General features: G+C 65.5%; 19 protein-coding genes and 2 pseudogenes. 14 read left to right on the forward strand and 7 right to left on the reverse strand.

What is annotated here, in order from left to right; all coding sequences use genetic code 11:
- Nucleotides 1-44: 44 nt before the first annotated feature.
- On the reverse strand, nucleotides 45-251 hold the full coding sequence (locus QMG86_RS14910; protein WP_281880212.1) for a hypothetical protein: 207 nt from the start codon (nucleotides 249-251) through the stop codon (nucleotides 45-47).
- A 70-nt stretch (nucleotides 252-321) separates the two neighbouring features.
- Between QMG86_RS14910 and QMG86_RS14915 the strand changes: the two genes are divergently transcribed.
- Together QMG86_RS14915 and QMG86_RS14920 are read left to right on the forward strand one after the other, a co-directional pair.
- Nucleotides 322-696 (forward strand): hypothetical protein, encoded by a 375-nt coding sequence (locus QMG86_RS14915; RefSeq protein ID WP_281880213.1) that lies wholly within the window; start codon nucleotides 322-324, stop codon nucleotides 694-696.
- Nucleotides 697-817: 121 nt separating this feature from the next.
- Nucleotides 818-1,468, forward strand: a complete 651-nt coding sequence (locus QMG86_RS14920) for a hypothetical protein (RefSeq protein WP_281880214.1) — start codon at nucleotides 818-820, stop codon at nucleotides 1,466-1,468.
- A gap of 449 nt (nucleotides 1,469-1,917) precedes the next feature.
- Here the strand turns inward: QMG86_RS14920 and QMG86_RS14925 are convergent, their stop codons facing one another.
- Nucleotides 1,918-3,318, reverse strand: a complete 1,401-nt coding sequence (locus QMG86_RS14925; protein ID WP_281880216.1) for a DEAD/DEAH box helicase — start codon at nucleotides 3,316-3,318, stop codon at nucleotides 1,918-1,920.
- A gap of 455 nt (nucleotides 3,319-3,773) precedes the next feature.
- Entirely contained in the window at nucleotides 3,774-4,379 is a 606-nt protein-coding gene (locus QMG86_RS14930) for a TetR/AcrR family transcriptional regulator (protein ID WP_281880217.1), read from the reverse strand.
- Between the two features lie 136 nt (nucleotides 4,380-4,515).
- On the opposite strand from QMG86_RS14930, the gene QMG86_RS14935 reads away from it, so the two are divergent.
- The 5 genes and pseudogenes from QMG86_RS14935 to QMG86_RS14955 all read left to right on the forward strand — a co-directional run bounded on the left by QMG86_RS14935 (nucleotide 4,516) and on the right by QMG86_RS14955 (nucleotide 8,672).
- Nucleotides 4,516-5,745 (forward strand): alpha/beta fold hydrolase, encoded by a 1,230-nt coding sequence (locus tag QMG86_RS14935; RefSeq protein ID WP_281880218.1) that lies wholly within the window; start codon nucleotides 4,516-4,518, stop codon nucleotides 5,743-5,745.
- 76 nt (nucleotides 5,746-5,821) lie between these two features.
- A pseudogene (locus QMG86_RS14940) lies at nucleotides 5,822-6,050 on the forward strand (DDE-type integrase/transposase/recombinase); the annotation flags it as partial.
- 484 nt (nucleotides 6,051-6,534) lie between these two features.
- On the forward strand, nucleotides 6,535-6,981 hold the full coding sequence (locus QMG86_RS14945) for a MerR family transcriptional regulator (RefSeq protein WP_281880219.1): 447 nt from the start codon (nucleotides 6,535-6,537) through the stop codon (nucleotides 6,979-6,981).
- A gap of 315 nt (nucleotides 6,982-7,296) precedes the next feature.
- On the forward strand, nucleotides 7,297-7,986 hold the full coding sequence (locus QMG86_RS14950) for a hypothetical protein (RefSeq protein WP_281880220.1): 690 nt from the start codon (nucleotides 7,297-7,299) through the stop codon (nucleotides 7,984-7,986).
- A 20-nt stretch (nucleotides 7,987-8,006) separates the two neighbouring features.
- Nucleotides 8,007-8,672, forward strand: a complete 666-nt coding sequence (locus QMG86_RS14955) for a hypothetical protein (protein ID WP_281880221.1) — start codon at nucleotides 8,007-8,009, stop codon at nucleotides 8,670-8,672.
- A gap of 180 nt (nucleotides 8,673-8,852) precedes the next feature.
- Here the strand turns inward: QMG86_RS14955 and QMG86_RS14960 are convergent.
- Nucleotides 8,853-9,197 (reverse strand): annotated as a pseudogene (locus QMG86_RS14960) (integrase core domain-containing protein); the annotation flags it as partial.
- A 184-nt stretch (nucleotides 9,198-9,381) separates the two neighbouring features.
- Between QMG86_RS14960 and QMG86_RS14965 the strand changes: the two are divergent.
- Entirely contained in the window at nucleotides 9,382-9,999 is a 618-nt protein-coding gene (locus tag QMG86_RS14965; RefSeq protein ID WP_281880222.1) for a PadR family transcriptional regulator, read from the forward strand.
- A gap of 145 nt (nucleotides 10,000-10,144) precedes the next feature.
- On the opposite strand, the gene QMG86_RS14970 is transcribed toward QMG86_RS14965, so the two are convergent.
- Nucleotides 10,145-11,980, reverse strand: coding sequence for an acyl-CoA dehydrogenase (locus QMG86_RS14970; RefSeq protein ID WP_281880223.1), 1,836 nt, complete (start codon nucleotides 11,978-11,980; stop codon nucleotides 10,145-10,147).
- Between the two features lie 292 nt (nucleotides 11,981-12,272).
- Here QMG86_RS14970 and QMG86_RS14975 point away from each other — a divergent pair, with 292 nt between their 5' ends.
- A complete protein-coding gene (locus QMG86_RS14975; protein ID WP_281880224.1) occupies nucleotides 12,273-12,701 on the forward strand; it encodes a type II toxin-antitoxin system Rv0910 family toxin in 429 nt (142 codons plus the stop codon).
- 487 nt (nucleotides 12,702-13,188) lie between these two features.
- The gene (locus QMG86_RS14980; protein ID WP_281880226.1) at nucleotides 13,189-14,484 is read left to right on the forward strand and encodes an amidohydrolase family protein; all 1,296 of its coding nucleotides are present in this window, start codon (nucleotides 13,189-13,191) and stop codon (nucleotides 14,482-14,484) included.
- A gap of 183 nt (nucleotides 14,485-14,667) precedes the next feature.
- On the opposite strand, the gene QMG86_RS14985 is transcribed toward QMG86_RS14980, so the two are convergent.
- Nucleotides 14,668-15,489 carry a TetR/AcrR family transcriptional regulator gene (locus QMG86_RS14985; protein ID WP_350356389.1) on the reverse strand — a complete coding sequence of 274 codons (822 nt, stop codon included), beginning with the start codon at nucleotides 15,487-15,489 and terminating at the stop codon, nucleotides 14,668-14,670.
- Nucleotide 15,490: 1 nt separating this feature from the next.
- Between QMG86_RS14985 and QMG86_RS14990 the strand changes: the two genes are divergently transcribed.
- From QMG86_RS14990 to QMG86_RS15005, 4 genes are read left to right on the forward strand one after another with little or no spacing between them, the layout of a single operon-like run.
- On the forward strand, nucleotides 15,491-16,345 hold the full coding sequence (locus QMG86_RS14990; RefSeq protein ID WP_281880227.1) for an alpha/beta fold hydrolase: 855 nt from the start codon (nucleotides 15,491-15,493) through the stop codon (nucleotides 16,343-16,345).
- Nucleotides 16,342-17,238, forward strand: coding sequence for an alpha/beta fold hydrolase (locus tag QMG86_RS14995; RefSeq protein ID WP_281880228.1), 897 nt, complete (start codon nucleotides 16,342-16,344; stop codon nucleotides 17,236-17,238). Before QMG86_RS14990 ends, QMG86_RS14995 begins: the two co-directional genes overlap by 4 nt.
- The gene (locus QMG86_RS15000) at nucleotides 17,235-18,824 is read left to right on the forward strand and encodes an FAD-dependent monooxygenase (protein WP_281880229.1); all 1,590 of its coding nucleotides are present in this window, start codon (nucleotides 17,235-17,237) and stop codon (nucleotides 18,822-18,824) included. The genes QMG86_RS14995 and QMG86_RS15000 overlap by 4 nt, the downstream gene beginning before the upstream one ends.
- On the forward strand, nucleotides 18,821-19,156 hold the full coding sequence (locus QMG86_RS15005) for a hypothetical protein (RefSeq protein WP_281880230.1): 336 nt from the start codon (nucleotides 18,821-18,823) through the stop codon (nucleotides 19,154-19,156). The genes QMG86_RS15000 and QMG86_RS15005 overlap by 4 nt, the downstream gene beginning before the upstream one ends.
- A 114-nt stretch (nucleotides 19,157-19,270) precedes the next feature.
- Here the strand turns inward: QMG86_RS15005 and QMG86_RS15010 are convergent, their stop codons facing one another.
- The gene (locus tag QMG86_RS15010) at nucleotides 19,271-19,936 is read right to left on the reverse strand and encodes a TetR/AcrR family transcriptional regulator (RefSeq protein ID WP_281880231.1); all 666 of its coding nucleotides are present in this window, start codon (nucleotides 19,934-19,936) and stop codon (nucleotides 19,271-19,273) included.
- Nucleotides 19,937-20,005 lie beyond the last annotated feature (69 nt).

Genomic DNA, 20,005 nt, shown 5'->3' on the forward strand with positions numbered 1-20,005 from the left:
CGATCTCGTCGGGGGTGCGGAACCACCCCCGATCCGGTATCCCCTCAGCGGCGAAACAGTTCGAACTGATTACCAGTTTGACGGCAGAACCAGGTCTTACCCAGCCCTTCTTGACCGAATTTAGCCACCCCATTCGCGACACAAGCTCCGTGAGTGGGGTAGTAGCCAACGGTTTCATCAGCCACCGCCGTACCAGCCGCGCCGAAGGAGAAGACCGCGATCATTGCCCCACTGATCAGATACTTCGACATGACGGGAATTTTATAGCGTGACACTACTGCGCCGCTCCTGAAATACGTTGGCCAGGAGCACGTTACGTCGGTGTCGAGGACAGGACGGCCAGCCCGGTTGCGGGCGACCTACCACCGCACCCAGGGCGTGCGGCACATGTTCGGTGCGCTGGACCTGCCCCCTGCGCAGCTGTACTACCGCATCCGCGACCGGAAACGGTGGACGGAGTTCCTGGCGTTCCTCGAGTCCCTGCGGGCCAGATGGCCGGGTGAGAAGTTCTACCTGATCCTGGACAGCGACTCGGTCCATAAGCGCCGCGAAGGTGCCGTGATGACGACACTCGAGGCGGTGGCGCGGAAGAAGGCCGAGGCTTCGATGACGGTGGCTTCGGAGAGGGTGGGGATCCGCAGTGTTGTGCGCCGCAGGCCGGGCAGCACACAGGCCGATGTGACAACCCAGCCTTAAGAGCGTCATAAGTTCGACCGACGATCGTGACAGCGTAGGAACGCAGCAGACGAATGGATCCCCGATGTCACACACCGAACACCCCTACAGCCCACAGCCGGGGCATGCTGTCACGCCGCAGATGGCGGCGCCCGGTGCATCGCGCCGCCGACTATGGATCATCCTGCTGATCCTGGGACTGGCATTCACCACTGCCGCAGCGGGCGCCTTTATCGCACTGCACTCGGCCAAAACCGGCAAACTCCCCTGGACGAGGTGGACCTACGCCGCCGAAAAAGCCACGGATCCGTGCTCTCTCATCGACGGCTCGGTGCTACAACAATGGACCGGCGACAGTAGGACCGCACGAGATAACTCTCTGGTCGACACATCGTGCACCGAATCGAGCGCTCCGCCCGGCTCGGCTCGATCGGCATCGATCTCCGTCGACGCCTCGGTCGAGCCCGCCCAATGGAAAGCCCGCATCGCCTATGAGGCCGCGAGAGACTTCTGGACACGGAAGACCGACATCACCGAGACCACTTCTCACGGTGACCTGCCGAATTTCGGGCAAGAGGCGTACTTCGGGCGCGAGGTCATCAGGCACGGCGGGACTACCTGGATCAACTATGAGGTCGGCGTCCTCGATGACAACCTCGCAATCGAGGTGACCATCCGCGCCCGATTCGACGACGACAAGGGCGCCGCACCCGAAACTCCCGCAGACCTCGACGACATCCAGCGCATCACCGAACAGCAGACCCGCCGCGCGATGGACCAACTCCGGCGGTAAGGGGCGGCCGGGCGGATCCGCGAACTCCCGTACTGCCGACGCTTCCTACGCACAACGGTAAAAAGGCAATTCGTATACGCAGCTGTGGCGTGAAGTCCGGAATCGAGTCGTCCACTCGCATGCTGCTCGGCTGATCAGCCGCACATCGATGACTTCCTGTAATCCCGGCCACCCCCCGGCCAAGCAGTTGTCGGACGTGCAGACCTGACCGGGTTCGCCAGCCACCGGGCCCGGTCAACCACACAGTGTTCGGCCATGTTGTTGTCGTGGTGGTGGTCGGAGCATGATCAGAACAGTTGGACGAACCGGTACCGGCGGGTTTGCCCGCCAGTACCGGTGTCATCGACCACGTTCAACAGCATTCGCTGCCCGGCAGTTCGCCGGCGAGGCTCAGCGCCTCGGCGATCTCGGCATAGGCTGGCCCCGGGGGGAGCGACCGAAAACCGGCGCTATGCGGCCGTTCCGCGCGTGGAGTGAGCGCGCGTCTTGGCGCGCGCCTGTCCTTGCGCCGCGCTGCCGTTGCGACGGCTGCTGCCTTGGCGCGTTCCGCCACTGCCCCTGCGCGTTCCGCCATTGCTTTGGCGCGATCCGCCGCTGCTACGGTACGGTCCGCCGCTGCTACGACGGTCGTCTTCACGTGCCGCCCGCTCACTGTAGGAGGGCGCGACGAATGGGGCGATCGCGCCGACGAGCTCGGCCACCACGGGCGAATCGGCGGTGACTCGTTGCGGGGTCACAGTGATCTTGGCCTTGCGCATGAGGTCGGCCAGGTCGCGTCGTTCGCCGGGCAGCACCAGGGTGATCACTTCACCGGAGTTGCCTGCCCGCGCGGTGCGGCCCGAGCGGTGCAGGTACGCCTTGTGTTCGGCGGGCGGATCAACGTGCACGACCAGCTCGACACCGTCGACATGCACGCCGCGGGCGGCCACATCGGTCGCCACCAGCACCAGGGCATCACCGGCGGCGAAGACCGCGAGGTTGCGGTCGCGGGCGCTCTGCGAGAGATTGCCGTGCAGATCGACGGCCGGAATTCCGGCGAGGGTCAGTTGCTTGGCCAGTTTGCGAGCCTGATGTTTTGTGCGCATGAAGAGGATTCGCCGACCCGAACCCGAGGCGAGCCGGTGTACGACCTCGCGCTTGGCTTCGACGCTCGCAGTTTCGAAGACGTGATGGGTCATGGCGGCGACCGGGGAGTTCGCCTCATCCACGGAATGCAGCTTGGCATCCGGCAGGAAGCGGCTGACCAGCTTGTTGACGCCATTATCCAGGGTGGCCGAGAACAGCAGGCGCTGACCGTCATTCGGGGTGGCCGCGAGAATGCGGGTCACGCCTGGCAGGAACCCGAGGTCGGCCATGTGGTCGGCCTCATCGATCACGGTGACCTCGACGGCATCCAGGGAGATCAGACGTTGGTTCATCAGATCCTCGAGCCGGCCGGGGCAGGCGACGACAATGTCGACCCCGGCGCGCAGCGCCCGGACCTGGCGGTTCTGCGGGACCCCACCGAAAATCGTGGTGACGGTCATGCGATAGGCCGCGGCGAGGGGTTCGAGCGCGGACGTGATCTGGGTGGCCAATTCCCGAGTCGGCGCCAGCACCAGGCCGGTCGGGCGGCTCGGTGCGCGCCTACCGGCGAGACCGCGGCCGAGTCGGTCGACCATGGGGATGGCGAAGGCGAGCGTCTTGCCGCTGCCGGTCCGGCCACGGCCCAGCACGTCGCGTCCGGCCAGCGAATCGGGCAGGGTGTCGGTCTGGATCGGAAAAGGTTCGGTGATCTTGGCGCGAGTCAACGCCTTCACCAGCGGTGCGCTCACGCCGAGCGCGGTGAAAGAGATGTCAGCAGAACTCATAGGTGTTGCGGTGCCTTTCGGACATCAGGTGGTGCCCGAGCCGTCTGTGGACCTTCCGGGTCCGCGCCGGGGGCACGAAGTGGCGAGATTGCCGATGGGCAAAATCGATCGCCGTAAGAAGAGCGGATGCGGCAAGCGCTGGTTGCGAAGCGAATGCGATCTACGACGCTTGGCGTGACATGTCACGCACTTGATCAACAATAGCCTGTGATGGGCGGTTCGTACTCATCGGGTGAGGTTTCTCGCTTCCGGCCGGGGCTGGGTCGGCAGGTTCGTGTTCGAAATCTGCACCCGCGATCAGCTCCCGAGGCCCCGCATGACGCCCTTGCCGTCGCCGAGTGCGAGCCGATCTTCCTCGACAAGGCTTCCAGCAAGCTCGCCTCTCGTCCGGAACTCGGACAAGGCGCTGGTGGTGGCCACTCTTGATTCCGGGGGGGTGTTGACTGCCGCTCGGGTCAATGGCGCGCCGGTTCGATGTCGAGCGCGCGTTGAAGCTGGCTTGCCCACCAGCGCAGGTGAGCGGTCGAGTCTTGCGCTGCCGCGCCGGTGAGGCCGGCGCTCCGGCGGAAATCGCTGCCGTAGAGGGGCTCGGTTGCCATCGCCTGGTGGAGGGCGGCGACCGCGAGTCGTGTCTCGTCGAGGGAACTTCCGGGAGGCCGACTCCGATGCAGGGCGTCGACGACCGGGTCGAGCATGCCGCCACCGGGGTCGCGCCAACCCGCCGCGCGCAGCGCCACCGCGAGTTCGCCATAGCCGCCCCGATACACGGACTCGAGCGATTCGACGAGCTCGAGGACATCGGTGCCGTGCTCCAGCCATGCGGCGATGACGTCGTGGAGCGCGGCTCGAAGCCGGCGTCCACCATGGCGAAGGAGTTCGGCGAGCAGCTTCTCGCGATTGCCGAAGTGATGCGAGACGCCGGCGTCGGTCATGCCGACCCGCGCTGCCACTGCGCGCACCTGTACAGCGGGGACGCCTCCCTCGGCCAGCAGCGAAGCCGCGGCATCGAGGATCAACCGACGGGCTTCGTCCGGTGGTCTGCGCGTTCTCGAATTGGTCACCTCGGAATCTTACCTTGACTAGCCAAGGTGTCGCTGAGTATCGTTACCTTGATGACTCAAGGTAGATCGGAGAGGGTACGTTGATGGTCGAAATCATGGTGCTGAGAAGGGGATTCGGCACGGAGGTGAATCAGCGATGACAGACATGACCCTCACCCTCCCCGACGTCACACTTCGAGCCACGGTGACCGGCGCGGGCCCCACGGTTCTGCTGCTTCACGCGGGCCGAGAGCGTCGCGACGTCTGGGCACCGGTCACGGCGGGGATGACCGTGTGCGGACTGCGGACGGTGGCCTACGATCTGCGCGGGCACGGCGAGAGCTCCGGGCGGGCGACTACATTGCGGGCGATCGCCGACGACGTGGTCGAGATGGTGGTTCGCGAACCGGCGCCTATCGTCGTGGTGGGCGCCTCCCTCGGAGGGCTCGCCGCCGTCGCCGCCCTCGCGGAGCCGTCCGTCGCGCAGCGTGTCGCCGGCCTCGTGCTCGTGGACGTCGTCCCCGATATCGATGCGGATCGCGCCCGGCGCTGGCTCGACGACCACGGACTCCTCGCCCGCGAGACCGAGCTCACCGACGACATTCTCGCGTCCCGCTCCGAACTCCATGCGATCATCGCGGCATCGGACCTGCCCATCCTGCTCGTGCGGGGAGGACCGCGGTCTCCGCTCGGCGACGCCGACGTGGACCGGCTACGCATGGCCAACCGGCGTGTCACCGTTACCCGCGTACCGGACGCCGGGCACCTGATCGCTCGCGACGCCCCGGCGGAACTCGCGCGCATCGTTTCGGCGCACGCCACCAAGTGGCTCGGAACCGACGACGTCGTCCGCCGCGCGTTCGAGCTACAGCGCGCGCTCGGCGCCGAACAGATCGATCATCCAGGGGGGACCCTGTTCGAGCACCTTCGCCGGGTGCACGCCCTCACGGTCGAATGGAACTCGGCGCCACGAACCCGGCTGGCGTCGATCTGCCACGCGTCATTCGGCACCGATGGGTTGCCGCATGCCCTGCTGCCGAGCACGGATCGCCGGCGGCTGGATCACGTCATCGGCCCCGACGCGGCGGCGCTGGTGTACCTCTACGGCGCATGCGATCGCTCGCGCACCTACCGCGAGCTCGGCCGACGGCCCTTGCCCGTGACCGACAGGTTCAACGGCGGCTCGAAGACGATCGGAGGAACGGAACTCCGTGATTTCGCCGTCCTGACCATCGCGAACGAGCTCGACGTCGCCCGCCACGCCCGGCTGGCACCCTCGATTCGCAGCGATATCCGTGACCTCGTCGCCGCGCTGGCCGCGTACGCGCCGGCCGAGGCGGCGGTAGCGCTCGCCGATGAAGCGCTCGCTCGAGCGAGCACCGAGTGAGCCCACCGTGGAGCAGGAGACGAGATTCCGCGTCGGGCAGCAGCGTTCTTCGCCCGTGAATTGCCCCCAACTGAGCTATCCCCTGGTCCTCGAGGACTGCTATTCCAACCGGATCGTCGGCTACTCCATCAACGACCGCATGACCGCCGCACTCGCGGTGTCGGTACTGCGGAGCGCGGTTGCGCTGCGTGTACCGGCCGGCACCATTGTGCATTCGGATCGCAGTAGCCAGTTCCGGTGACAAAAGCTCGTGGATTTCTTGTTGGTCAACGGATTACACGTCAATGGGCAGAGTCGGAGCCTGCCCCGTACCCGGCTGATGTCCATCGATCGCCCTGGTCACGAGGGCAGGGTGGTTTCCGGTGGATCACCGGTAGCCGGGTCGACCGGCTTGGGGGAATCGTCCGGCCCCACACGACGAGGTACAACACCGCCGACCTCGCAGGTAGTCCATCGTTTGCGACACCCTGGGGTCCAGGCGGTGAATGCGTCGGCACCGATGTGGTCGGTGCCGACGCACTTCGATCAGTTGTTCGTGGACAGATCCGGCAGGTCGAACTTGTCTCGCGCTGTGTCCACTGCGTGGTCTCGGCTCCCGCAGCAATCACCGCAATCTCGCCTGTTGCTGCAGTGTACGGCGCAGCGGTGCTGGAATCACTTGGCTCACGTACCGCAGACCCAGTTACGCTCGTCGGCTTCGTGTTCGCCAACGCTCAACCAGGTCGAAGTCCTCGACACGCTCGCGACCCGGGTCGATACCGCGATCGGCGGGGACCGACGCTGACCGGGTTGCGCCCCAGCCGGCTGGCCGCGGCCGCGGGGGTGAACACGCAGACGATGCGCTATTACGAACGCCGCGGGCTGCTCGCCGAACCGGACCGGTCACTGGGTGGGCATCGGCTGTATCCGGAGCAGGCGTTGACGGTGCTGCGGGTGGTGAAGGCCGCCCAGCGGCTCGGGTTCACCCTCGACGAGGTCGCCGACCTGCTCGCGGTCACCCATGTCGGGCGCGGCCGCGCCGAGGCGGGGCTGCGGTCCCGCGCGGCGGCGAAGCTGGCGCAGGTCGACGCGAAGCTCGTCGAGCTGACCGCGGTGCGCTACACCTCGCGTACGGCCCTGGAGGCGGGGTGCGACGACCTGATCGCGTGCAGTGAAAACCCATGCTGCCCGCTGCTTTTCAGCGAAGGGAGCGACCGTGACAGTGTCGCCGGTGCTGGAGGCGGCTGTGGCTGCTGAACCCACCTCACGGCTCGGTGATTCCTGATCTGTGTGAGCGGTGCGGAGGTCGTGGCCGGTGACATTTCCGATCGGAGCCGATGATCGGGGAGCTTTATGGGGATTACAAGTGCCCGTTAAGTCCGTCGGCGAACAATCGGATGCGGCAAAGCTGAAGCGACAGCGGCGGTTTGGGCGACCACGGGATGTGGACCGCCGAACCTCGTCGTTGGGGCGACCGCTCGGTGCCCGAAGTGCTGCTGTGCGAGGCAGGCAACCGAGACAGGAGGAACATGACGATCTGGAACGCGACGCGGCGATCATCAGGAGGTGGGGATGCCCTCTGGATCCGGTGAGTCCGCCGAATCGGACGGCTCGTCCGATCCCGGCCCAATAACACCGCAATCGCCAGTGCGGCGTACCGATCTGGGCAACCGGCTGCCCAGGGTGATCACGGCGGCGTTCGGGATCGCCAGCGTTGTCATATTCGTCGCCATGGGTATAACGGCCTGGGTGCGGACAGCCGACCAGCCCGCACTGTATACCATCGGTGGTCTCGGAAACCCTTGCGCCATGATGGATCTGCCGCTTTTCGAGCGGGTCGCGGGCCCTGCGAAACAGCCGCCCGTACCCGGAAAGATCGACATCGCACCCCCGGTAAGGCTCTCCTGTGACAGTGTCGAGCTGGACCACGCTAGCGTGGATCTGAAGGTGCAGGTGTCCGACCGGCCCACCAAGACGACCCATCTGCGCCCGGAGTACGACAGAGCACGCACACTGGCGTTGGGGCGCTCCGGGACCGATATCGTCACACGAACGGTACCCGGTATCGGCGAGGACGCGTACCTGTCGGCTTCGGTCGAAGGCTTGGGCATCACGAGGCGCGGATGCGAGGCGGGGCTGATCCAGCGCAACGTTTCGGTTGAGATCCGATTCCACTTGTTCATATCGGCGGAGGTCAGTGCCCACGACCTGGCCGACCTGTGCGAGCAGCAGCTTCGAACCGCCGCTGGTAGGTTGCGATGACTACAGATGATTCGCGTGACATGCCGATTTCCACACGCAGCGCACGGCCCTGGTACATGGTCGGCGCCGCCGCCACGGTTTTCGTCCTATCTGTGGCGACCGCCGTACTCGTCCTTACCGGCTACCACCCCGGCAGCCCCTATCAGCCGAACCTCGTCGTACCGGTGCAGCCGACGGCAGCTGTGAAATATCGGCCGGGCAAGGTTCCACACGCCTGTGCGGCATTGGACCTGTCCGCGATCGACCAGCAGAGCATGCGGCAGACGGAGCCCCCGGCGGGCGCAGAGCTCGTCGCCGGCGATGTGACCGACAGCCACCTGGAATGCCGGGCCGATTTCGCCGGGGTCGATGCCACAGCTACGTTGCAGATGCGGGTCGATTACACGCTCGACCCGGCCGGTGGGCATGCCGAGTTCGACAGAATCACCCGCGCCGCGGTCGGTGCCGCAGTCAGGACCGAAAGCATCGGCGATGTGGGTTCGGGGGTGCAAGCCTTTGCCGTGTTGCGGGAGCGAGGTTTGAACTCGAAGCCTCACGAATTCAGCACCGAGATCGACGTCGCCGACGGAAACCTCTTCGCGACTGTTACCTTCACCGTGCGCGATCGCGCCGGTCACCTCACCAGCGACGAGGTAAAACAACAATGCGAGCATCAGATGAAGACTCTGCTCGCCCACCTGCGTTAGCCACGGGGTGTGGATGTTGGATGTCCACGTGTACCACTACGAAGATCGAGTTGGTGCGCAAATTTCGACCACCCCGCAACAAGCCGCAGCTCACACGGCCGCGAACCCCGATCAAGATCAACATCTGTCCGGAGTCAGGTCGGGTGTCGAGCACAGGGCGTCGGCCCAACGTTACCTGGACTAGTCGGGGTGTCCGGGGAGGTTGGTCCGTCGGGTGCCCGGTGGCTGACCGCCGATGGCGGAGTGGGCTCGGTGGTGATTGTAGAAGTGGAGTCAGCCGAGTAGGGCTTGGTTGCGGTGTTCGGCCGATTGGTAGAAGTGGGCGTAGGCCCAGCCGTCGGCGAGGGTGCGGTGGAAGCGTTCGATCTTGCCGTTGGTCTGGGGCCGGTAGGGGCGGGTCCGCATGTGGGTGATGCGCAGTTCGTCGCAGGCCTCGCGCCAGGCGTGGGACCGGTAGGCCGACCCGTTGTGTCGTTCCATTAGCAAGGTTCGGACCCCTGGCCCGTTCAGGATCGCCGCGGCGGTCATCCCGGCATTGCCCGCACCCACGACGATCGCGTCGTAGTCGCTCACGCGCCACCGCTTGACGCTGTGGTTCGGCGGTGGCCTCGGTCTTGATCTGCTCGAACCCCTTGCCCATCGGGGAAGTCGACGTCGTCGGCCAGATATGGACAATAAGTTGAATAGTCATGGGTGATAACCTGTGATAATGGCATTACGCAACGCGGTACTGGCCGCCCTGCTGGACGGAGAGGCCTCCGGATACGACCTCGCCAAGGGCTTCGACGCCTCGGTCGCCAACTTCTGGATGACCACGCCGCAGCAGCTGTACAAGGAGCTGGAGCGGATGGCGGCCGACGGGCTCATCGAGACTCGGGTCGTGCGGCAGGAACGCCGGCCGAACAAGCGTGTCCATGTCATCACCGAGGCCGGACATGCCGCATTGCGAGAATTCATCGAGGCGCCGTCGAAGCCGACAGCGATCCGTGACGAGATGATGGTCAAAGTGCAGGGCATGGAGACCGAGGACGCCCCCGCTGTGCGGGCCGCCCTCACCGAGCGGCTCGAGTGGTCGGCGGCCAAGCTCGCGCGGTACGAGCGCCTACGGACCCGCCTGCTCGACGGGCGGAGCGAGCAGGACTACCTTGCCGAGGCCGAACGAGTCGGGCCCTACCTCACACTCATGCGGGGTATCTGCTTCGAGCAGGAGAATACTCGCTGGGCCGAGTTCGCGCTCTCGGTCCTCGATCGCCGACTCCGCACTGTCCGAACCCGGAATCCGCACCATCATCGAAACGACCGCGGCGCTGTCGAGACGCGCTCGTGAACGTTCTCCACATTCCCAGGCGCTGCCGGGTCGGCAACGCTGATCACGAGACTGCCTCGCACCAAGGTCTGGGCACACGATAATGGAATGGCCGCGGCAAGCAGGAGATCGGAGGAGACCGAAGGGAACTCGTCTCCGCCCGGTCTCAGAAGGCGCCGTCAGACACGTCCATCAGCGTTGCTGTCACAGATGCCACGAATCGCCTCGCGGAGGTCAGATCCGGCAGGACGGTCCGGGCGAAGAAATCGGCAACCGCCACTTTGCCCTCGTAGAAGTCGCGATCGTTGGAGGATGGTTCGCCGGAGAGGGCGGCGAGCGCGACTTCGGCTTGCTCCAGCAGTCGCCATCCGATCATGAGGTCACCGAACGCCGTCAAGAACCGCACCGACGCCAGTCCGATTTTGTACAGCTCACTCGGCCGTTCCTGGGCGGCCATCAGGTAGCCGAACAGGGTTTGGGTCATGGCCTGTACATCGCCGAGTGCCGTTGCCAGGACGATGCGCAGATCGCTCAGGCTTGCGTCACCGTTGTCGCGTTCGAGGAAGTCGGAGATCCGGCCCAGTAGATGGGTCATGGCGACGCCCTGGTCGCGGGCAATCTTGCGGAAGAAGAAGTCCAGGGACTGGATAGCGGTGGTGCCCTCGTACAGCGAGTCGATCTTGGAGTCGCGGATGTACTGTTCGATCGGGTAGTCGTGCAGGAAACCGGAACCGCCGAAAGTCTGCAGCGAGTCGGTCAGAAGCTGGTACGCACGTTCGGAGCCGACGCCCTTGACGACCGGTAGCAGCAGGTCGTTGACCCGGCGAGCTAGGTCGGCGCCGGCACCGGACACCTGCTCGGCGCTGGCGGGGTCTTGGTGCGCGGCGGCATACATGTAAACAGCGCGTAGCCCCTCGGCGTACGCCTTCTGCATCATCAAGCTGCGGCGTACGTCGGGATGGCGGAGAATCACCACCCGCGGGGCGGTCTTATCGGCCATCTGGGTCAAGTCGGGGCCTTGCACTCGGGTCTTCGCGTACTCGAGCGCGTTGAGATAGCCGGTGGACAGTGTAGCGATCGCTTTGGTACCCACCGACATTCGCGCGTTCTCGATCACTTTGAACATCTGGGCTATCCCGTCGTGTACGTCACCGACCAGCCAGCCCTTGGCCGGAACGCCGTGGCCGCCGAAGGTGAGTTCGCACGTGGCGGACGCCTTCAAACCCATCTTGTGCTCGACGTTGGTGACGAACACGCCGTTGCGGGCGCCCAGTTCGCCTGTGTGCGAATCGAAATGGAATTTCGGCACGAAGAACAAGCTCAAACCCTTCGTGCCCGGTCCAGCTCCCTCCGGCCGTGCGAGAACGAGGTGGAAGATGTTCTCCGCCAGGTCGTCCGATTCGGCTCCGGTGATGAACCGCTTCACGCCTTCGATGTGCCAGCTGCCGTCGTCTTGCTTCACCGCCTTCGTGCGGCCGGCCCCGACGTCGGATCCGGCGTCCGGCTCGGTGAGCACCATCGTCCCGCCCCACCGTCGATCGATCGCGATCTTCGCCCACCGTCGCTGCTCGTCATTACCGACCCGGAACAGCACGTCGGCCATCACCGGCCCCAGCATGTAGAAGAAGACGGCGGGATTGGCGCCGAGCAGCAGCTCGTTGATCGCCCAGGTCACCATCCACGGCGCCGGAGTCCCCCCGAGTTCGTCGGGGAGCCCCAGGAGGAACCACTCCGCGTCCTGCCAGGTCCGCACCGACTTCTTGAAGTCGTCCGGTAGCGCGACAGAATGCGTGTCCGGATCGAAGATCGGCGGATCGCGGTCGGCATCGGCGAAAGAAGCGGCGACCGGACCCTCGGCTTGTCGCATGGCCTCGACGAGCATGGAGCGGACCGTGTCCGAATCCAATCCCGCAAAGCTGCCGGGTCGAAGGATTGCATCGAGATCCAGGACCTCGAACATGTTGAACTCGAGGTCGCGGACGTTGCTCTTGTAGTGACCCATAGGGGACCTTTCGTGGCGCATAGGCGACTCCGGGACGGCCGGACACGCATCCATTGTTATTCAACTATCTGACTATGAAACTAGTGACCTATATAGCCGACCGCAAGCAGCAGGGAGGAGCCTCGTCGACATGCCGGCTCGGCGCGGTCGGTCATCGGTCCTGCCGACGGGCAAGGTGGAGGCCAGACGCCCCGCATCGCGCCTACGACGGTGCGTCCGTTACCCTCTCAACCCACAGTCATATTGGCAACAGTGTTGCCGATAATCCAAGTTCGAGGAGAGGGTGATCAGCATGCGTACCGTCGAAGTGAACGCCAGGTACGGGGCCCGACCGGAGGAGGTCTGGGCGATCCTCTGCGATCTGCACCGCTGGAGCGAATGGTTGATGATTCACAAGACGTGGAAGAGTGACGTCCCGAATCAGGTCACCAGAGGTGATGCGGTGACGGCGGCTGCGACGGTCATGAATATGCCGATCTCCATCGATTGGACGGTCGAGGATGTGGCGGAGCCGCACTCCCTCGTGCTGGACGGAATCACCAGGGCCGGCGTCAAGCTGGCCTTGGCCGTCAATCTTCGGGCCGAGTCGGGGGGCACCACTGTCGCCATGACGGCGAAAATCGAGGGGGGAATGATCGACGGGCCGATGGGGGGCATGTTCAAGCGATCGCTGGTCGGCGCGCTCGACAAGTCCCTGAAGAAGGCCGAGGCGCTTCTGTAGGCAGTGCAGATGTGGCCGCCGAGCGACGGTCGTAGCCGACTCCTCGTTCGCGGCGAACTGTTTTCGTCGCCGATACTTGTATCGGTAACACTGTTGCCGATATAGTTGGGCTGCGCTCGCGAGGACGACCGGAGGCCAAGGGGTCGGCGAGTCACCGCATCGGCTGTCCGGTCCGGGCAACTCGCCGGTGCTGACCGGCATGGATGACCTCCGTTGCCCCCTCGGCTCGCCCTCACCCTTCCTTCGGTCGACACGCACGGTTCGGCCGAGGGGCCGTGGAGCATCACGCAACTGCCCTGCTGTATCCGAACTGGAGGAGAACTTTGGACGGCCGAACGCTCTCGCTACACCGCTTGCCGTACGGCACGACTCGTTGTCGGCGTCGGGCTTCGGGTGCTACCGGTAGCGGCTGGGATCAAGCGATGGTGGTGGACGAGCGATGACAACCGGGAGTCGACTGCTGTTGCGTGGCGGGATCGTTCTCACCATGGATGCCGATCTCGGCGATTACGAACGCGCCGACGTGCTCATCGAAGACGGCAGGATCGCAAGTGTCGGAGCGGATCTGGGCGCCGACGGCGGCACGGTGGTCGAGTGCGAAGGGAAGATCGTCCTTCCCGGGTTCGTGAACTCACACCATCACATGTTTCAGACCGCCTTACGGTCGTACTGGTCCGATGCGCTGGACTCCGACTATTTCCTGCAGTCGCGCTTCGGTGCCGACGCACTGTTCCATCAGTACACGCCCGAGGACGTGTACTGGGGTGAGTTCGGCGGAGCGCTGGAGAATTTGGCAGCGGGCACCACGACCGTCGTCGATACCTCGCAATGCTCCTACACTCCTGAACACACCGACGCGGCGCTGGATGGCATCCGCCGCTCCGGCATCCGTTGCGTTTTCAGTTTCTCGCCGTGTTTCGGTGACCATGAACCCTCGCCGTCGTACGCCCATCCGCAAGACATCCATCGCCTGCAACAGACCGCCGCGACGAGGGACGGCGATCTTGTCCGCATGGCGTTGGGCTATCACGTCGATGAAGACCTGTTCCAACTCGCCAAAGAACTGCGGCTGCCCGTCTTCGCGCATGTCAACGATGTCAACTGGGGGCGTGCACTCGAAGAGTTCGAGACGCGAGAACTCCTCGGGCCATGGATCACCTACATCCATTGCCTCGGCCTGGAGGATTCGGCGTGGCGGGTGATCGAGCGTACCGGTGGCAAGGTTTCGGTCTCGGCCGTCGCCGAACAGTCCCTCGCGATGGGGCAGCCTGCGCTGCAAGCCGCACTCGATCACCGGATCCCGGTGAGCTTCGGCACGGATGCCGTCAGCATCGCACCCGTGGACTTCTTCTCGCAGATGCGCACGGCGTATCTGCTGCAACGAAGCGGAATCCCGCCACTGATGGGTGAAGCGCCGGAAAGGGTGTCGCCGGTATCGACCCGCGACATCCTTCGGATGGCGACGCTCGGCGGAGCCCAGGCTGCTCATCTCGACCATCTCGTCGGCTCGCTCACTCCGGGCAAACGGGCCGACGTCATCGTCTTGAACGCACGCACGCTCAACGCGGGCCCGGTCAATCACGCGCCCGGCGCCATCGTCCAATTGATGGACACAAGCAACGTCGACACGGTCATCGTCGACGGGTGGGCGGTCAAACGGGGCGGCCGACTGGTCGGTGTGGATGTAGAGGACGTGCTCGAGCACCTGCACCGATCGGCGGCCGGTATCGTACGGCGCTCCGGAACAGCAGATGTGCTCCTGACCGGTTGCCGACAGCGATAGGTCGTCCTCGCACGACCAGCGGGTGAACGGCCGGGCGCTCGGCATGCGCATCCACGCGCAGCGCTGATGCGTCCGGGGCAGCGGTCGCCACCCGCGCATCGGCCTCGCCGATCTGGCACAGGGGCGCCGCCGTCGCGAGATCTCGAGGTGGGGAGCGTGGACACACCGGAAACGCGCCCCGCGTCAGGTCGAGCCGGTCGAGTCCCTCCCCGTGGCGTGCAGGTCCACGAGGCCCGCGACGAGCAATCGCAGACCGAAGCGGAACTCGTCTTCCAAAGTCTGTGTGGGTAGGCAGTCGGCGACGGCGACCGTGGCGGGAAACTGCGCCGGGTCGAGCCGGCGATACAGAGCGGTGAGACCGGCGGGCTCGATGTTGGCCTCGGTGTTGTGGCCCTGTAGCTGGGCGGCGAACCCGATGACATAGCGGGCCACGGTGGTGTACACCAAAGCCGCGCGTTCCGGCGAGAATTCGTTGGCGAGCAACATCGCCAAGATCCGCTCACGCAGCATGAGCGCATTGGGGCCGGTCGGTACCTGCTCGATGAGCAGGGGTGCGACACCGCGATGGCGGTGCAGGGTCGAGAACATGGCTTCGGCGGCGGCCGCGCACGCGCGCTGCCAGTCGCCCTCCGGTGCGTTGTCCTCGATCTCCACCTCGCCGAGCACCCGGTCGACCACGTGGCCGATGAGTTCGGCGCGATTGGCTACGGCCCGATACAGCACCGCCGTGCCCGTGTCGAGACGTTGGGCCAGGGTGCGCATCGACAAGGCGTCGGGCCCTTCCTCGTCGACGATGCGCGTCGCGGTGGCCACGATGCGGTCGAACGGCACCCGTGGGCGGCCGGGGGAGCGGCGTGCCGGAGTCTCTGCGGTATCCGAATCGGAGGCGGTCACCACCTCATTCTCTCGTACCGGCGGACCGGGGCATCCGACCGCCGTAATATCGGACACGTCGTTGCCGTTATGGGTTGACTCGAGGGAAATTATCGGCAACACTGTTGCCATTATGAGTAGACGAGTAGCCGTCGATGACTACATCGACCCTGATTCGCGCTTCGCGCTCGTCGAGGGCCGCAAACTGCACTACAAGCGGGCTGGTGCGGGGCCCTCCGTGCTGCTGCTCCATGGCAGCGGTTCATCGCTGCACTGCTTCGACCAGGTGGCTTCGACGTTGTCGTCGTCCTTCGACGTGATCCGGCTGGACCTGCCCGGGTTCGGCCTCACGGGGCCGCGCGCGGACCGCGACTACACGGTGCAAACGTTCGCCAGAACTGTCGCCGCGTTCTTGGACGCGCTGGGGGTACCGAAGGCTTCGGTGGTGGGCAATTCGCTGGGTGGCAACATCGCCTGGAACTTCGCTCTGGATTACCCCGGCCGGGTGGATCGTCTGGTATTGATCAATGCCACGGGCTATCCGGGTAAATCGCTTCCGCTGGCGCTGCGTCTGGCGAGGAACCCTGTCGGCCGGGTGCTGCTGCGGCGCTTGTCATCCCGCGCGGCCACCGCGCGCAATCTGCGCTCGGCCGTGGGATCACGGTCGTCGGTGGTGGACGACGCGATGGTCGACCGGGTGCACGCCATGCTGACCCGGCCGGGTAACCAGCAGGCATTCATCGACTTCGCCAATACCGACCAGATCGACCGCACCGCCGAGATCCCGGCCATCACCGCGCCCACATTGGTACTGCGCAGCGCGTCGATCGACGGTCAGCATTTCACCCGCGACATCCCCGGCTCCTGCGAACAGGTGCACCCCGGCGGCGGGCACCTGCTTCCCGACGAAGACCCGGGGTGGGTGGCAGGCGCGGTCCTCGACTTCTTGACCACCGAGCCGACCACGCGGACGAAAGGCCTGCGATGAAGTACTTCGTGGCCCGCGGCGAAACCCGCCGCTTGGACCAGAACAGCCGCGCCGGACTGCGCGGTGACTTCCTCCGATGCCGCGACGGAGTCACCCACTACGAGCTGACCGGACCCATCGGAGCTGAGACTGTCGTCTTTGTGGGTGGGCTGACCGTCCCCCTGTTCTACTGGGACGACCTCGCCGCCGAACTCTTGCGGCGCGGGTTTCGCACCCTCACCTACAGCGCCTACGGCCGCGGTTACTCCGAGCGTGTGCGAGCCGCCTACGACGAATCACTGTTCGTGCGGCAACTGACCGATCTGACCGAACGACTGGGACTTCACGAGCCCTACCACCTCGTCGGAACCTCGATGGGGGCGCTGGTCGCCATGGCCTTCGCCGCACAGCACACCGACCGACTGGCGACATTGACCTTGGCGGGCCCGGCTGGGTTACAGCCCGAACCTGCCGCGGCACGGCTGCTGCGCCACGAGTGGTGGGGGACCGTCCTGGCCAGAGTTCTGGGCAGCAGAATGCTCGACCGGCACCTCTCGCACAATGTTCGCGACCCGGAACGATCTGCGGCACTGACGGCGATGGTGCGGGAGTGCTACCAGTTCGAAGGCTCGATCTATGCCTTGGCGGCCACGCTCGCCGATTTCCCGCTCTCGGGCCGCCACGACCTCTACCGGAGTACCGGACACCTACCGGTGCCGCGCATGTTGCTGTGGGGCGACGAAGATCGAGTCACACCTATCACCAGCTATGACGAGGTGAGCACGCTGCTGGCGCCCACCGAGTCACACATTCTCTCGCCGTGCGGGCACATGGTCCCCTATGAGGAACCGGCCGAAATGGGCAAGCGGTTCACCGCTTTCGTCCACGGAGTCAAGGATGGGGTACGGCGATGACGACACCGCCTGATACAGAACTCATCGACGTTCTCGTCGTCGGCGCTGGGCCCGCCGGTACCGCCTTGGCGATCGATCTGACTCGTCGCGGGCTGGCGATACGGATCATCGACAAGGCCGCGCAGGCGTTCGAGGGTTCGCGGGCCAAGGGCATCCAGCCGCGCAGCCTGGAAGTGCTCGAGGACCTGGGCGTCCTCGATGACATCCTCGCGGGAGGAGCCACCTACCCGCCGTTGGGCATCCATGCCGGTCCAGTGACCATCCCTTGGCACATGCAGTCGCGTAACGAGGTGACATCCGATGTGCCACATCCCAACACGTGGTTGATCCCCCAGTTCCGCACCGACGCCGCGCTGCGCGCCGGGCTGCGGCGGCTCGGCGGAACGGTCGAGACAGAGTGCGAATTGCTCGGATTCGAGCAGCGTCCGGACGCGGTGGTGGCGACCGTAGCCGGACCCGACGGCGTGCGCGAGATCGCCGCTCGCTATCTCGTCGGCGCCGACGGCGGGGCCAGCGCAGTCCGCAAGAACTCGGGTATCGCCTTCGAGGGCTCGACAGACGAGTCCGATCGAATGATCATCGTCGATGCCGTGGTGGAAGGTCTTTCCCGGGACCGCTGGCATGTGTGGCCCCGGCCTGGTGGTCGATTCGTCGGCGCGTGCCCGCTGCCGCATTCCGAGCAGTTCCAGTGGATGATCCGGCTGGCGCCCGACGAACAGCCATCCCTCGACGACGACGACCTGAACACGCGAATCCGCGCCCACACCGGGAACACACGTATCCGCCTGTCGCAGATCAGTTGGAAAACGGTGTTCCGCCCCAATATCCGTCTGGCCCAGCAGTACCGGTCGGGACGGATACTTCTCGTCGGTGACGCCGCTCATGTACACACCCCGGCGGGTGCGCAGGGACTCAACACCGGCCTGCAGGACGCCTACAACCTCGGCTGGAAACTCGCTCAGGTGCTCGCGGGAGCGCCCGGCAGCCTCCTGGACAGCTACGAGGCCGAACGGCAGCCGATCGCGGCCGGTGTATTGGGCTTGTCGACCAAGAAATACGAGGGGCTGTCCAAACTCGACCCGTCGTCCATCAAACGCGGCAATGACGAACGCCAACTCGGCCTGCATTACCGTGGTGGACCGTTGACAACGGCCGAGGCCGAACGGACCGCGACCCTGCAGGTCGGTGACCGTGCCCCGGACGCGAGACTGCTGCATGCGACAGGGGGAGCGCAGCGGCTGTTCGACCTTTTCTCCGGTCCGCACTTCACGGCGCTCGCCTACGGTCCCGCGGCGGCCGCGGACCTGGCAGCACTACCCTGGCCCGCGGCCGGCGCGGAACTGAGACGAGTCGCCGTCGACAGCGGGAAGCAGGCGGCGTTCGATGCGGTCCTTGTCGACATCACCGATTCCTTCGCGCGGATCTATGGCGTGAGTGACTCCACGCTGCTGTTGATCCGCCCCGACGGCTACATCGGCGCCATCGCCACCACCGACCGGACGTCACGGACGCTGAAGGCCCTCAGCGCGATGACCCCGGAGTTGGCGGCTACCTCTGCGCTGCATACCCCGGAGACGCAGGCATGACCCGCAACGACATTCGCTGGAATCACCCGCTCGCCAGCTGGGAGTGCGAGGACAGCGATACGGCGATCATTTCGGCCAGGGCCGATTCGTCGAACGTTGGGGCCTCGATGCTGTGGCATCTAGCGGTGGACTTCGGACTGGGTGCACCCCTACATTTCGTCGCCCCGCGCGAGGCGGCCATCGCATTCGCTCGCGAGTCCACCGAAGGCGGTTGGGCGCGGTCGGCCGCGGTCGACCAGCAGGTGGACGAAAGCTATCCAGCGATGCCGTGCCAGAGACTGTACCCAGTACAGAGCGCGGCGGATCGCACACGCAGCAGCCATCGTCTCTGACACCTGTGCGAGATGGCATACGGAACCGTGGGCTGTGCGGGCAGCCCGACAGGTTCGCCGCCCAGATCCCGCGCGGAATTCAGCGGTTGACGGGCCACCGGCGGTCGGGCGAGTTCACCGATCCTGAACGGCGTCGAGCATCGTGGTCACTGCGGCGGTGACATCCAGCTGGGGGTCCAGCATGGCGGCGGCACGCAATCCGGCCACGGTCATCTGAAGGATGCAGTCGACCATATCCTCCACATCGAACGGTTCGTCGTTCTGCAACCAGTGGACGGTGGCCTCATCGAGTGCGCCGATGCTCGACCGCATCATCATCCGCAAGGCGAGATTCTCGGGATCGAGTCCGAGCAGGGCGGTCCACCTCTCGATGGCGCGCCAACGCCCGGCTTCGAATGCCTCCCAGGTCTCAGGGTCGGTGGCGCGGCCGCTCAGCACCAGACGCAGCGCCAATCCGCGGTGTGCGGCGAGATAACGGAAGTGAGCGGCCAGACCGGCGCGGATCTGCTCGGCGGCCGGAAGGTCGGGCTCCGACCGCTCTACTCGCACGATCCGGTCGGAGGCGTCGCGCATGGCCTCCAAGTAGATGCCGCGTTTGTTGCCGAAGTAGTGGAAGAGCAAGCCGTGGGCGACACCGGCCGTCTTGGCGATATCGGCTACGGCCACCTCCTCGTAGCTCTGCGCGGAGAACATCTCGACCGCGGCGTCGATGAGGCGCTGCCTGGTCTCGGCGGCTTGCGCCGCGCGCGTCGTGCGTCCTTTCGGTGCTGCCGAGGTCATCGGTTTCCCTTCCATCGACGGTAACCAATCCGATAGTGGCGGGTCGCCTAGCGCAACCACAAATTGATT

Origin of the sequence: Nocardia sputorum, from assembly GCF_027924405.1 — a bacterium.
GTDB lineage: Bacteria > Actinomycetota > Actinomycetes > Mycobacteriales > Mycobacteriaceae > Nocardia > Nocardia sputorum.